Source organism: Pseudomonas sp. MRSN 12121 (assembly GCF_000931465.1).
GTDB lineage: Bacteria > Pseudomonadota > Gammaproteobacteria > Pseudomonadales > Pseudomonadaceae > Aquipseudomonas.
The window spans coordinates 4,225,878-4,240,783 of sequence record NZ_CP010892.1; the positions used below are offsets into that span (position 1 = coordinate 4,225,878).

4 protein-coding genes are annotated in these 14,906 nt (G+C 67.5%); all 4 read right to left on the reverse strand.

The window, feature by feature from the left end:
• Positions 1 to 14: 14 nt before the first annotated feature.
• The 4 genes from TO66_RS19195 to TO66_RS19210 all read right to left on the reverse strand — a co-directional run bounded on the left by TO66_RS19195 (position 15) and on the right by TO66_RS19210 (position 14,829).
• Positions 15 to 9,068, reverse strand: a complete 9,054-nt coding sequence (locus TO66_RS19195; RefSeq protein WP_044463750.1) for a TcdA/TcdB pore-forming domain-containing protein — start codon at positions 9,066 to 9,068, stop codon at positions 15 to 17.
• A gap of 120 nt (positions 9,069 to 9,188) precedes the next feature.
• Positions 9,189 to 11,327 (reverse strand): type I secretion system permease/ATPase, encoded by a 2,139-nt coding sequence (locus TO66_RS19200; RefSeq protein ID WP_044463751.1) that lies wholly within the window; start codon positions 11,325 to 11,327, stop codon positions 9,189 to 9,191.
• 2 nt (positions 11,328 to 11,329) lie between these two features.
• Positions 11,330 to 12,718, reverse strand: a complete 1,389-nt coding sequence (locus TO66_RS19205) for an HlyD family type I secretion periplasmic adaptor subunit (RefSeq protein WP_044463752.1) — start codon at positions 12,716 to 12,718, stop codon at positions 11,330 to 11,332.
• Positions 12,715 to 14,829, reverse strand: a complete 2,115-nt coding sequence (locus tag TO66_RS19210; protein ID WP_044463753.1) for a type I secretion system permease/ATPase — start codon at positions 14,827 to 14,829, stop codon at positions 12,715 to 12,717. Before TO66_RS19210 ends, TO66_RS19205 begins: the two co-directional genes overlap by 4 nt.
• Positions 14,830 to 14,906: the final 77 nt, after the last annotated feature.

The window sequence follows — 14,906 nt, forward strand, 5'->3', positions numbered from 1 at the left end:
GTTCTCCCGCTAACTCATGACAGTGGCGGCACCAGCACCGCCTGGGCGGCCTGGCGGTTCTGCGGCAGGTGTTCGCGCGCCCCGCCGGTGTCGGCGAACGCCGCCATGGCCCCGCTCAGCTTGGCCAGGCTCGGCCCCTCGGCCTCCATCGCCGAGGCGATGGCATTGGTCTCCGGGATCGCGCGGCGCTCGCGTGAAGCCAGCTCGAACACCCCGTCCCGGGTCGATCCCGCCTGGGCAAACCCTTCCAGCAGATGCTCGATGCCGATCACCGACGAGTCGCCCGGCAGCTCGATCTGCAAGTGCCCCTGCGCCGCAGCCTGCTCGCCCAGCACGTGACGCAGCACCAGGGCCGTACCGGTGCCAGTGTCGGTCAGCAGCACGTCCTCGCCCTGACGGCTGACGAGGAGGTCCTGGCCATCGATCGCCGGCATGATCAGACGGTCCAGGGCCTGGCCAGGGTCGGCGTTGTCGATCATTACCGTGCGGTAGTGCGCCCACGTCGCCGCGCTGAGGCGATAGGTATCGCCCGCCGCGCCGCCATGCAGCACCACGCTGTCGACCCCGGCGATCAACGGCGGCGCCAGTTCGTCCTGGCGATTGTCGGCGCCCCCGCCCTGCAGCAGCAGCGAAGCGCCGATCCGCTCGACATTGCCGTAGTGCCCGAGCTTGTGCGCCGCGCCCTCCCCGACCTGATACAGCGCCTGTTCCGTCGGGCTGTAGACATAGGCCGAAGGCTGCGCTGCGCTGGCGACCCCGATAAAGCGCAGGCCGCCCGCGGCGGGGATGCCCGTGCTGGCGAACACCTGCCCGCTGGCGACATCGAACCAGCCCAGGGTATCGGTGCCTTGCAGGGTCAACACGCCCTGGGTACCCCAGCGACCGGCCACCTCGGCCAGGGCCTGGGGCAGATTGCCCAGCCGGGCCTGTTGCCAGCCCTTGTTGACCGCCACCAGTTGCACATCGCCGCTATTGGTGCGCAGCAGGATTTCGCCCTGCACCGTGGTCAAACGCAATCCGGCGTCGACCTGGACCGCCGATTGCAGTTGCAGCTCGGGCATCAGCGGTGTGGCCGCGGGCAGCTGTGCCGTGGCCTCCAGCACCTCGTCGGTGCCGAACGCGGTCGCCAGCGCCTCGGCCGGCAGCGGCGCCTGGAGGTACAGCTTACGGCTGGCGGGCTCGAACAATCGCGCGCTGGAGCTGGCACTGTCGAAGCCGAGGAACTGCAATGACTTGCCCTGCAGCTCGGGCGAGGCCACCACGACCTGGCCCTTGTGGTACCACACCGGCAAGGCGCTCTTGCCGTCGGCGGCCTTGGCGCCGAACACCGCCAGCGTGGCGTTGCTGCCGGTGACACTGGCCAGGTCCTTCCACCAGGCACCGTGTTTCTTCAGCCAATGCTCGTTGACCGCTTCATAGCTCAGGCGCCCGCTCGCCTCGATCCGCGCAACCCGCCCGTCCTCGGTCACGGCCACCAGGTGGCCACCGAGTTCGAGCACGTTGGCCAGGGCCGGGATGTCCAGGCGCAAGGCGCTTGGCTGGCTGCCGTCGAGGACCTGCTGCCCCGGGCCTTCCTGGCGGAACAGCACCTTCTCCCGCTGGCTGTAGAAGAAAAATACTTCCTGTCCGGCGCGCTGCGGCATGCTGCCGGCGAACACCAGGTCCGGCGGAATCGGCCAGGCGCTCCGGGGTTTGCCCTGGGCGTCCACTGCTGGCTGCTGCCCCGTCGGCGGCGCCAGGTTCGGTTTGATCAGGGTGCCGTCGCTGGTGCGCACCCAGTAGCGGTGCGCCACGTTCGCGTTATCCACGCCGAACACCGTCACCAGTGCCGCGGCCTTCGGCTCCATCATGGGCGCGCCCAGGCTGTACACCGGGGTCGCCCGCCCTGTGGCCTGGCTTTCGTAGCCCTGGAGCAGGGTCTTGAGCGTATCGCCATGCTGGCCGGTGCGCGCCGACGATTGCAGCAGCACCTCGTCGCCGACCACGCCGACCAGTTCCATGCCGTCCGCGCCAATCCGGTACGTCAGCTCGGCTTCGTGCTCCTTGAGCTGATAGCGGCGGGCCAGGTAGACCGTGTCGCCCTCCTGCCAGAACCGGCTGATATGGCCTGCGCTCTGGTTGAACGCCGGCGCGAACTGCGCGTCGACCTTGCCGGTGGCGATATCGACCCGCCACGCCGCGGCATTCTCGGCGTCGACGAAGTAGGCATGCGCGCCGACCACCGCCCCCAGCTGGGCATGCCGGGCCTGCTCGACCTGGGTGTCGGTGAACAGCATGCGGTTCTTGGCGACCTCGTAGAACGCCTGGCCGACATTGCGCCCCTCGTAGGTGTAGTTCTCCACCGCCACATACTGGCCGTGCAACTGGTGGGCCTTGGCCAGTTCGCTCAGGTGCTGCTCGATGCGATGGCCCGGCACCTGCCATTGGCTCGCGTCTTCCACTATCACCTGGGCGGTCCGGTTGGCGAAGTCGACTTCGCGCACCTCGCCCTGGCCATTGACTACCAGCACCCGGCCGTTCTGCGTCGGGTCGAGTTCGACCGTCACACCGCCGATCTCCAGCCGGTTGCTGGCAAAGCTGATGTGGTCGCTGGCCAGCTGGCTGGTGTCGATGATCCAGCGCGACCGGGTATTGCTCGCCACGCTGTAGCGCACATCCTGCGGCTGGCCTTCGAGCGGGTGGATATCCGGCAGATGGACCTGCGGGTCCGCGGCAACGCTGTTTTCGCTGCTGAGCTTGACCCGTGCGCCCTCGTTGAGGCCGATCAGGTATTCGCCGCCGGCACCCTTGATCTCGTAGCGCAGGTAGCCGCGCAGTTCCTTGGGCAGCTCGGGAACGATCAACTGCCGGTTGCGCGAATCGAGGATCACCTCGACCGGGGTATCGACGTACTCCTGGCGAATCCGCCGGATCGTCTCCTCGCTCGGGAAAATATAGAAGTCATAGTCGAAGCGCCGGTCCTCCTCGAGCCGGCGGATCACGTCGAAACCGGTGTCGTGGCGAGTGGTGGACCCGGGCAGGATCATGTACTCGTAGCTGATGTAGGACTTGGGCGTGCCCGGCAGGATCACCGTCGTGCTGTCGCCGTGCGCCAGCGCCTGGGAAGCCTGCGGGTAGCCGATGCCGCTGCGCACCTCGATCGCCTCGTCGCGCTTGTGGATCATCCGCGGGAAGTCCCCGGCCCAGAAGAAGTAGTTGATCGCCCCGGAACCGGTGGAGCCGTGGTGGGTGCGGTAGATGTACTGGCTGTCGAAGCCGATCTGCTGGTTGCGCAGGTCCAGGCGCTTGACCACCGCGCCGGGCAGCGGCACCAGCACTTTCTTTTCCGCGTCGTAACGGTAGCCATTGCCCTGGTAGGCCTTGTCGAGCGCATCGAAGTAGCGTCCCACCGCCTTGGCGTCTTCGGCCACCGCGCCAAAGGCCTGGGCCAGGGCGGTAAAGCCCACCGCCAGGCCGCCAAGGATTACCCCGGCGCCGCCCAGCACGGCGCCCGCCGTCGATGCCCCCAGCAGGCCGGCACCGACTCCCGCCGCACCGGTGACGAAGCTGGCGGAATCGAAAGCCAGCTGGGTGCCGTACACCGCCTTCTGCACATCGTTGTCGGCGTGGGCCAGTTCATAGGCATCGAGGATCACCATCGCCCCGCCAAACAGTACCCCGGCGCCTTCGTTGACCGTATGGCCCAGGCTCGAGGCAAAGTCCTTGAGCGAGGTTTCGGCGGCCACCACCTCACCGCGCAACGCGGTCTTCACCAGGGCGGTGACCTTGGCCACATCCTGCACGGTGCCATGGGCCATCTGCGCCAGGCCCAGGTAGCTGTGGATCTTCAGGGCGGTGGCCAGGTCCGGCGACACCGTGCCCTGGCTGGCGTCCTTGCGATTGCGGTCGGCGAACCACTGGATCAGCGTCTGCACCGCGAATCCGGCGTTCAAGCCGTCCACCGGCGCCGCTTCGCCGACACCGGCACGGGGCCGTATCTGCCCGTGTTCAAGGCTGAAATGGCGGTTGAGCACGCTCATGTGCTCGTCGACAAAACGCCGGAAGCCGACAAAGGCCTCATCGCCGGTCTCCAGCCAGCGGGTCTGCTCGGGCTGGTCGCGGTTGATGAACTGCACCCGGTAGCCGCCTCCCTGGCGCTCGTCGGTGGTGGCGATGACCGGCATCCACTCGCTGCCCAGCCGGTGTTCCCGGGCCAGGCGAGTGCTGGCGGCCAAGAAACGCTCGCCCCACTGCTCGGCGTCGAAGGTGCTCAGCGCCGTGCCCAGGCGCAGGTCTTCACTGGCCCGCCGGCCGGCGTCGACCACCCGTTCCGCCTCACGCTGCTGACCGATCACCTGCGTCAGTTCCTCGGGCCGGGACAGGTCGGCCACGTTCAAGCCGTTGCCCACCGGCACCTGGGCCATCCTGCCGGTGTCGATCTCGATCAGGTTGAAGGCCGGCGCCGACTGGCTGCCGAACGAACCGTAGTGCGCCGCCAGCTTGCGCGACACCAGGTGCTGCTCCATGGCCTTGGCCAGGCCCTTGCTGCTGTCGAAGGCAAAGATGCCCACGTTCGGGTCATAGAAGTAGTAGCGCTGGCCGCCCCCGGCGGTCACCGTGCTGCCGACCAGCATCGAGTGGTTCTGGGTATTGAGGGCGAACATCGACGTACCGGAAATCTTGGCCAGGCGCGCCACCACGTCGGCCAGCTGGACGCGCCCCACTTCCTTCGAGGCCTGGATGGCGTCGACGTTGGAGTGCAGGCGGATCAGGCTGTTCTTGAGCAGCGTCGAGCTGCCCGCCTGCGGGTCGGCCGAGGCCAGGAACAGCTTCTGTACCAGGCTGTTGACCCCGCGCTCGCCACCGCTGGCCAGGGCCACGGCCATCGCCCGGACCAAGGGATAGCACCGGCCGCCGTAGTGGTCGCCGACCAGCTGCAGGTAGAAATCCTGCGGCGCCAGTTGGCCGTAGACGCTGCCGGCACGCTGGAAGTCTTCGCTGAACACTGCGGTCTGGCGCAGTACCTTGTCGATGTACTCGGCCTGGGCAGCTTGCGTGATGCGTGCGCTCAGGGCCCCACGCTGCAGGGGCGTGAGCTGGCCGTCGAGGAACAGCTGCTTCATCTCCAGGGACGACATCCTGTCGTCGACCGCGGGAATGCCGATGGTCCGGAAATCGCGCATGCCGTCACTGAATGCCGTGCCTCGCGCGCCGCGCTGATAGGCCTCGGCAACGGCATAACGCTCACCCACGCTGCTGGTACGTTCCTCGCCGCCGCCCTGGATGGCGCTATCGTCGGTGCGCACCACCGCCGCGGTCCCGTCCTTGGCCTTGATCTGCTGCCAGAGCCAGGTCTTCTCCACCGAGCCGGCTTCGCGCAGCACCGGGTCGTATTGCGCCCGGTAGTGGTCCTGGGTGAGGTTGATCTGCCTGATCTGCTGATCGATCAGCCCCTTGTCGCTGGCCCCGCGTCGCTCGTCCTGCAAGCGGAAGCGCTTGTCGGTCAGTTGCTGGATATCGGCGCTGACCTTGGCCTGGACCTCTTCGCGCAGCCGGTTCCAGGCGGCGATCGCCGGATGTTCGGGAGAAAACGCGCCCCCGTTGTAGACCCCATCGGCCACCCCCTCGACCGGCACCCCGAACTGGGTCGCGACCTTCTTCAGGTTCTGGTGCACCTGCTCGCGATAGGCGGCGAACGCAGCCCGATTGCGCTCTGTCACCCGAGGGTCGGCGGTCTGGATCTGCAGGGGTTGCGCGCCCTCGCGCAGTTTGGGCCAGACCGTCTGCCCGTCGCGCTGGTATTCCTGGCGCTGGAATACCAGTTGCCACTGGCCGTCGAGGTACTGCATGTAGGCCGCGGCCAGGCCCTCGGCGGTGCCGGCCACCTGGTAATCCTTGTAGTCGACCGCCATCACCACGTTGTCGTACAGCAGCGAGCTGTTGACCCGGCCATCGTGATAGACCCGGAAGGTATTGGCGTCGAGGCTGGTGACCACCAGCGAACAGCCCGACAGGGTCCCAGTGAAGAGGAAACTGCCCGCGGCCGCGTGCTTGGGAATGTCCACGTAGGCCGGCGCGGCATTGGCCTGGTTGGGGCCGTTGTAGCCGAGGAAGTAGGCCGGCACGCTGTCGCCACCGGCCCCTCCCTGGGCGCCTCGCCCGGTGTATTCGAGTTCATACAGGTTCGTGCCGACCTTCACCAATTGCGCATGGCCCTCGGCCGGCAAACGGCCGGACTTGACCAGTGCCTCGGCGCTGAGGGTGTGGGTCTTGGCGAACTGCACAGGGTCGGCGGCGAACTGGTGGATGTCGGCGCTGCCCTGGCGCGGCTCGGCACCGCCACCCAGCGACGCCAGCCCGCTCTTGAGCTGCTGGTCCTGCGCCGCCTGCCCCAGCAGCGCTGGCAACGGGCCGATGCGGGTGAAACGCGGCGGATGGAATTCCTCGGCCGGCGCCAGGCCCTGATTGACCAGCGGCAACACGCGCGCCATCACGCCGTCATACAACTCGCCCTCCAACAGCTGCTGGCGGCCTTCGGCCCGGTAGCGGTCGAACATCTGCAGCAGCTCTGCGCCGATGCTGCCCTCGCCTCGCGGCTCATAGCGCGCAGCGACATACAGGGTCTCGAAGAACGAGTGATAGCCGTTGCGGATCATGAAGGCCGCGTTGGCCATCTGGAACTGCCAGTACTGCTTGACGCTCAGCGGGCCGCCGAACAGCTCCGGCAAGGCATTGCTGACGGTCTGGGTGGTCCCGGAAATCCCGCCCACGAACGGCGTGTCCAAATCGTTCATGTAGCGTGTGGCTTCATTGCCGGGATCGGGCCGGAACTGGTTGTAGCTGCGGTACTTGTCGTCCTCGATCCGGTACACCGCATCGCCCTCGGCCTGAGCCTGCCCCGGGTGCGTATTGAGGATCAGGTAAGGGTCGGGACGGTTCAGCCGGTTGTTGATCATCACCTTGTCGGCCGCGCCCTGGGGCGCCAGAGCGGCATGCGGGTTGACCGGTACCGCGGCCTTGGACAGGCTGTCGGCCACCGGGCGCAGCGCGTGGAACAGCGCCTGCTTGCGCAGGCTGCGACCGGCATCGCTCGCCAGCAGCGCCGCGACGGTCGGGCGCAGTGCCGCGTCGCCGCCTTGCAGGCTGTCGGCGCCGCGCAGCAACAGGTTGAACAGCTTGTCGTCCAGGGAGCGCTCGACCGCGACCTGATCGAACACCGGCACGTTCGGATTGTTCGGGTGCTGCGCCGCTTTGGCGGCGGCGACCCGCTGGTGTTCCGCGTCGATCGCCTGGGCGCGCCACGGTTCGTACGCCGGCGCCAGGAGCAACTTGGCCTGGGCGATGTCGCTCTGCACGTAGCCGCCGTTGAGGGCCCTGGCCAGCGCCGGTTCGTTCGCCAGGCGGTTCGCCAGGTCGAACAGCAGCGCATCGTTATCGTGGCTCTGCCAGGCCGATGCAGCGAAGGCCTGCTCCCACAGCACCTTGTTCAGGTTGTTGCCCTTGATGTCGCGCAGGCTGCTGCGGCTGTGTTCCGGCACCAGGACCCCGGCCGGGGTGATGTGGTTGCGCTCGAGCAAGCGCGCCAGTTGCTGCATGAAGGTGTCGCGCTCGCTGTCGGTCTTGAACAGCCGGCGGGCCTTGTCCCCGCCTTCGCGCAGCTGTTCCAGCTTGTCGAAGAACGCCGCGCTGTACTGGTACAGGGCCTTGGTCTGCACCCGGCTCAAATGGCTGCTGCTGACCTTGTCGCCATCGACGGTCATCACGGCGAAAGGCGTGGCGGAGCGGAACTCCTTGCCCTCGGGCATTTCCAGCAGGTACTGGCGCTCGGCGAAGCCCACCGAGCGCTCCAGCTCATGAATATCGACGAAGAGCCCGTCGCGGTCCGGGTGGTAGCTGTTGCGGTGAAAGTCCTCCAGGCCGATGGTCTGGAAGCTGGCGATATCCGCGTTCTGGTTGATCAGGTCGCTGAGCGCACCGGCCAGCGGCACTTCGCGCGGGGCCGTGGTGGTCGGCGCCTGGCCGGAAACCTGGATACCGACCTGGTTCGGCACCTTGCGATCGACGTTGGTCAGCAGCAGTTTGTGGCCGTTACCCAGCACCTGGGCCTTGAAGCCTTCGCGCAGGGTGCTTTCCGAGACCAGGTGGTGAGCGAAGTACTGCTCGACGAAGGCGGTCTTGACCAGTACCGAGCGGATGGGGGCGAAAGTCGGCGAACGCGAGGATGGCGGCTCGCTCTTGAGCCGGTACTGCTGCTGCCAGGCCAGGGAGCGGGCGGCGGTGCCGAAGAAGAAATTCAGCACCCCGTCGGTGGGCACCACCAGCCGGCCGTTCTCCAGGAAGAAATCCTTGAAGCGTCCGTCGGTGCTGGCATTGACCAGCGCCACGTTCATGCGGATATAGCCGGGGCGCTCCTCCATCATCAGCAGCGAAATGTTCACCGGCAATTCGTCGGAAGCCCGCGGCGGCTTGGCCAGCGCCGCACGGGCAGCGCCCTCCTGCGCGGCGGGCGCCTTGAGCAGGCTGTCGTAGCGAGCGCTGACCTCCTTGTAGGCCTGCAGCTCGGAGAACAGGGTCACGTAGGACTGGGTGAAGGTGGAGTCGGCGACCTGCAGGCTCAATTGCCGTTCCAGGCGCTCGACCCGCGCCTTGAGTTCTTTCTGCTTGACCGATGTCCCGTCTTTGAGGCCCTGGGCTTCCAGCAACCTGAGGGCCTTGTTCCAGGTGCTGTCGTAGTGGGTGATGGCGGTCTGCTGCCGGCTGTAGAGCAGGATGTCGCGGTCCAGCTGCTGCTTGTAGGCGCTGGTCGCCGGGGTGTCGGCGATGCTGTTCATCTGTTTGCGGCGCTGCTTGAGCACCTGCAGCTGGTCGCCGACCGAGACGGGGTTGTCCTGCATCTGGAAGTGCTGCGCGGCCAGCACGCTGAGGGTGCTCTGCTGCATGTCGAGCAGGCGCTCGCCGACCTGCCTGACGTATTCGGCGCGTTCGCCGGAGGTCATGTGGAACCATTCGGTCTGCCTGCCCGACCCTTCGATCCGCTGGTTGATCAGGGTATTGAGCAGGCGCGTGAAGTCCTTGGACATGAAAGCCATTGCGGTGATCCTTTGTCTGTTTTGAGCGAGGCCCTTCGCGTTGCGAAAGGCCGCCTGGCGATACGGATATCGGGGATGGGGAGGCCTGGCTGGTTCGTGTGTACTCCTGCCGTCGGTGGGTCAATCCTTCATCTGCAGGGCCCACTGCCGGGCGTACAGCCCGTCCAGGGCGAGCAGCTGTTCATGGCTGCCCTGCTCGAGCACCTGGCCGCGGTCGATGACCAGGATCCGGTCGGCGTGGCGCAGGGTATTGAGACGGTGGGCGATGCTGATCACCGTGCGGCCCTGCGTGATGCCTTGCAGGTTGGCCATCACCGCCGCTTCCGACTCGTAGTCCAGGGCGCTGGTAGCCTCGTCCAGCAGCAGGATCCCGGGGTTGGTCAGCAGCGCCCGGGCCAGGGCGATGCGCTGGCGCTGGCCGCCGGACAGCTGGCCGCCGCGCTCGCCGACCTGGGTCTCATAGCCCTCGGCCAGGGCTTCGATGAAGCCCGCCGCCCCGGCCAGGCTGGCGGCGTGGCGCACTTCGGCGGCGCTGGCCTGGGGCCGGCACAGGCGGATGTTGTCGGCGACGCTGCCGGCGAACAGCACGCTTTCCTGCAGCACCACGCTCATGTTGCGGCGCAGCGCCACCGGGTCGGCGATGGCCAGGTCGATACCGTCCACCAGTACCCGCCCATGCTGGGGGATGTAGAGGCGTTGCAGCAGGCGGGTCAGGGTCGACTTGCCGGAGCCGGAAGGCCCGGTGATGCCGACGAACTCGCCCGGGCGGATCTCCAGGTCGAGGTTGCGCAAGATCTCCTGGCCGTCTTCCTCGTAGCGAAAGCGCACGCCCTGGAAACTCACGCCGCCCTGCAACGCGGGCACCGAAGCCAGCCCACCGCTGCCGCTCTCGCACTCGGTATCGAGAATGTCGCCCAGCCGGCGCAGGGAAATCAGCGTGTGCTGGAAGTCCTGCCAGACCTGGGCCAGGCGCAGGATCGGCTCCACCACATGCCCGGCCAGCATGTTGAAGGCCACCAGCTGGCCGGGGCTCAACTGACCGTCCAGCACCAGCATCACGCCCCACCACAGCAGCAGCGCGGCCGTCAGTTTCTGGATCACGCCGATGCCCTGCCCGGCCCAGATCCCGACGATGCGGGTGTGGAAAGCCGCCCGCACATAGGCCGCCAGTTGCCGTTGCCACTGCTGCTGGAAGCCGCTTTCGACGGCCCCGGTCTTGATCGTCTCGATGCCGGTCACGGCCTCGGTGAGAAAGGCCGTGTTGGCCGCGTTCAACTCGTATTCGCGCAGGGCCCGGCTGCGCAGCAAGGGCCCGACGCAAAGCCAGAAGACGAAGTACAGGGCCAGGGAGCCGACCACGACCCAGGTCAGCAGCGGCGCGTAGGCATACATCACGGCAATGAACAGCCCGCAGAACGCCAGGTCCAGCACCAGGGTCAGCGCCGAGCCGGTGAGGAACTGGCGGATCTGCTGCATCTCGCCGACCCGGGCGATGATCTCGCCGGTCTGGCGCTGCTGGAAGTACCCCAGCGGCAACCGGATCAGGTGCTGGTACAGCCGGGCGGAGAGCTCGGCGTTGACCTTGCTCGCCAGGTGGCTGAACAGCCAGGAACGCAGGAAGCCGAACAAGGGCTCGAACAGCGCCAGGGCCAGCATCGCCATGCCCAGCACTTGCAGGCTCGACAGGCCACGGCTGACCAGGACCCGGTCGATGACGTTCTCGAACAACAGCGGCGTCACCAGCGCCACCAGTTGCAGCATCAGCGACACCAGCAGCACGCTGCGAAACTGCCGCGCGTGCTTGAGGATCGACGGCAGGAACCAGCCGATGCCGAAACCCGCGCGCTGGAGCCCGGCATGCCGCTCCGCCAGCAGCAGGACCTGGCCCTGCCAGAGTTGCACCAGCTCGTTGCGGGACAGGTCCTCGCAGACGCCCTGCAGGGGCCAGAACAACCGGACCCGGTCGCCTTCCACCGCGTCCAGCACGGCCCAGCCGCGGCGGGTTTCCAGCAAGGCCGGCAGCGGCAGATGCTGCAATCGCTGCGCCTGGCTGTGCACGGCCCGCGCGCGCAGGCCGATCCAGCCGGCGCAGCGCCGCAGGTCGAGGCTGTCGGCCAGGCCTTCGACTCGCCCCAGGCGGTGCTCCAGTTGCGCCGCGCTGACGCTCAGGTCGAACCGCCGAGCGGCCCAGGCCAGCGCATGCAGGCCAGTATCGAACAGGGTGGGGGATTCGGCCTCGGGATTGAACGCATTACTCATGCTCAACGCTCCCGCAACGCTTCGGACTGATACTCGCGGATCGGCCCCAAGAGGTAATTGATCACCCGCCGTTCGCCGGTGCGGATCTCGCCGGTCACGCTCATGCCGGCCTGCAACGGCATCCAGCCGCCCCCCGCGGCAATCGCAGCGCGCTCCAGGCGGATCCGGGTGGGAAACACCAGGCCCAGTTGCTCGTCCTTGATGGCGTCGCCGGAAACGTGGGCAACCGTACCGCGCAGGGTGCCGTAGCGGGTGTAGGGAAAGGCGTCGACCTTGAGCTCCACCGGCTGGCCGGCCCTGACGAAACCGACGTCCTTGTTCAGCACCATGACCTCGGCGTCCAGCTCGGCGCCCTCGGGCACTATCACCATCAGTTGCTGCGCCGGCTGCACCGCGCCACCCAGGGTGTGCACCGCCAGTTGCTGGACCACGCCGTCCACCGGCGCCAGCAGGGTTTGCAGGCGCTGGCGATCGCGTCCGCGGATCAGTTGCTGTTCGAGCACGGCGATATCCTGGCGAGCGCGGTTGAGTACTTCGTGCTGCTCGCGCCGGGTCCTGGCCAGGAAACCGTCGCGCTGTTCCCGGCGGTTGCGGGCCTGGGCCTTGAGCACTTGCAGTTCGGCGTGCTGCTGGGCCAGCGAGCGCTCGACCTCCAGTTGTTCCTTTTCCTGCTCCAGCAGCTCGACTCGGGGCAACAGCTGCTCGGCCGCCATCGCCCGGCGCGCATCGAGGCGACGACGGACATTGCCGGCCAGCTTGCCTAGGGCGGCGATCTCGCTGTTGCGGGCCTGCTGGCTGGCCTGGTTGATGGCGATCTCGGCATCGAGGCTGTCCAGGTTGGCGCTGATCTCCTTCCAGGTGCTCGCCAGTTGCTCGCGGGCTTGCAGCATCTGCTCGGGTTCCAGCCCGGGGGGTGCCTGGTAGCTGTGCAGCGGGTCGGCGCTCAACAGCGCCTCGGCCTGGGCCAGTTCCAGGCGCTTGAATGCCAGCTGGGCGCGCAGTTCGCTCAGCTCGGCGTCGATGCCGATCGGGTTCAGCGCCACCAGCGCTTCCCCGGCCCGGACCCGTTGCCCGTCGCGGACATGGATCGCCCGCACCTCTCCCGCCTCGTGCGCCTGGATCACCTTGGTGTAGCTGGAGACCATGAGCCGCCCGGCGGCACTGGCATGAATGTCGAGGAAGCCGAGGATCGCCCAGCCCAGCGCCAGCAGGATCGACAGCACCAGCAGCAGCGCCGTGCCACGCGCCCAGGGCGCAGGTGGGCGCTCGACGATTTCCAGGTAGCCGGGTTGGAATTCGTACTCGTCGCGGGTACGCCCCAGCAGCGCCGGAGCCCCGCGCAACCCGTGCCAGCCGCGCCGCAGCCAGGCCGGCAAGCCGACGCGCCTCATTGCTCGTCCTCCTTGCGCAGCGCCTGCTGCAACGCCCACAGCCGTGCATAGCAACCGCCTTGCGCGAGCAATTGCGAGTGGCTGCCCGATTCGCTGATACGTCCCTGCTCCAGGGCAATGATGCGCTGGCAATGCCGCACCGCCGACAGCCGATGGGCGATAACGATCACCGTGCGTCCTTCGGCGATGCGCGCCATGTTGTCCTGGATCAGCGCCTGGGACTCGTCGTCCAGGGCGCTGGTGGCCTCGTCGAAGATCAGGATCCGCGGGTCGCCCATCAGCGCCCGGGCGATCGCGATGCGTTGCCGCTGGCCGCCGGACAGCGAACTGCCGGCTTCGGCCAGCACCGTGTCGTAGCCACGCGGCAGGCGCAGGATGAAATCGTGGGCGCCGGCCAGGCGCGCGGCGGCGATCACGTTTTCCAGGGACGCGGTCGGCTGGCGCAGGGCGATGTTGTGCCGCACGCTGCGGTTGAACAGGTAGTTCTCTTGCAGCACCACGCCGATCTGGCTGCGCAGCCAGGCCGGCGGCAGCTGCTGCAGGGGCATGCCATCGATCAGGATGCGCCCGGCATCGGGGGTGTAGAGTTTTTGCAGCAAGCGGGTCAGCGTGCTCTTGCCGGACCCGGACGGCCCGACGATGCCCAGGGTCTGCCCGGCGGCGATATGCAGGTCCAGGCCGCGCAGGACCAGCTCGAGTTCGGGGCGGTAACGGAACGCGACCTGCTCGACGCGCACCTCGCCGCGCAGTGCCTGGGCCGGCGACCGATCGTCCGCAGCCTGCTCGACCGGCAGGTTGAGCATGTCGCCCAGCTTGTCCACCGACACCCGTACCCGCACGAACTGCTGCCAGACCTCGATCAGCTTGGCCACCGGCTGGCTGACGTGGGACAGCATCATGTTGAAGGCGATCAGTTGGCCGATGGTCATCTGCAGCTCGATCACCTTGCTCGCGCCCCAGCAGATCACCACCACCGCCGTGACTTTCTGCAGCAGCATCACCCATTGGCTGATGGCGCTGCCCAGGGTCTGGCTGGCGAAACCGGCCTCGACCATCTCCGCCGTCTGCGCCTCCCAGCGCCGCTGCATGCGCGGCTCCACGGCCAGGCTCTTGATGGTTTCGGTGCTGCTCACGGTTTCGTTGAGGAACGCGGTGTTGCGCGCGGCACTGTAGAACTGGCGCTCGATGCGTCGCTCCAGCGGGCCGCTGCTGGCCCAGGCCAGCAAGGCGTACAGCGGCAGGGTCAGCAGCACCAACAGCGTCAGCGGCCAGGAGATCCAGGCCATCACGGCAAAGAACACCAGGGTGAAGGCCACGTCGACACACAGGGTCAGCAGCGAGCCGGTGAGGAATTCGCGGATGCTGTCCAGCTCCTGCACCCGGGTGATGATCGCGCCCACCTGGCGCTGCTTGAAGTACAGCAACGGCAAGCCAAGCAGATGACGGAACAGCTTGACCCCCAAGCCGACATCGATGCGATTGGCGGTATGCGCCGCGAGGTATTCGCGCAGGCCCTTGAGCAACACCTCGAACAGGCCGACGGCGACCAGGGTCATCACCAGGACATCCAGGGTCGACAGCGCCCGATGCACCATGACCTTATCCATCACTGCCTGGAAGAACAGCGGGGTCGCCAGGGCCAGGACCTGCAACAGCAACGAGCACAGCAGCACCTCGCCGAGGATGCGCCGATGCCGCAACAGCTCCGGCACGAACCACGACAGGTCGAAACGCAGGCCACCCTGGCGCAGGCGGATCACCTCCCCGGACCACTGCTCGGCCAGTTGCGCGCGATCGAGCACTTCAGGGCTGTGCACGGCAGGTCGTTGCACCAGCGCCTGGGCGTCGGACAGCCGGGCCAGCAGGAGAAAGGCGCCGCTGCGGTCGCGCCAGACCAGGGGCAGCATCTTCGGTGTCAGCCGGGCCAGGGCCAGGCGTTCACAGCGCAGGTCGGCATCGGCGGCCTGGGCGTAAGCCTTAACTGCCCGGCGCAAGTCGCGCTCGTCGCCGGGGTCCGCGGCATCCGGGGCGCGCTCTCGGGTCAGTTGCAGCAATAGTTGGCAACAGGCCAGCGCGGAGTGAATCGCCGCCGTGGCCGACAGCGGCGCCATGGCGGGACACTCGGTCGGGGCTGGCCGCGAGGGTATTGCGGGAATGACTGACATAGACCGCTCGTTTCAGGACCCTC

Excerpts from the sequence above, each read along its gene's own strand:
- TO66_RS19195 (WP_044463750.1), bottom strand. The coding sequence starts at position 9,068 with ATGGCTTTCATGTCCAAGGACTTCACGCGCCTGCTCAATACCCTGATC.
- TO66_RS19200 (WP_044463751.1), bottom strand. The coding sequence starts at position 11,327 with ATGAGTAATGCGTTCAATCCCGAGGCCGAATCCCCCACCCTGTTCGAT.
- TO66_RS19205 (WP_044463752.1), bottom strand. The coding sequence starts at position 12,718 with ATGAGGCGCGTCGGCTTGCCGGCCTGGCTGCGGCGCGGCTGGCACGGG.
- TO66_RS19210 (WP_044463753.1), bottom strand. The coding sequence starts at position 14,829 with ATGGCGCCGCTGTCGGCCACGGCGGCGATTCACTCCGCGCTGGCCTGT.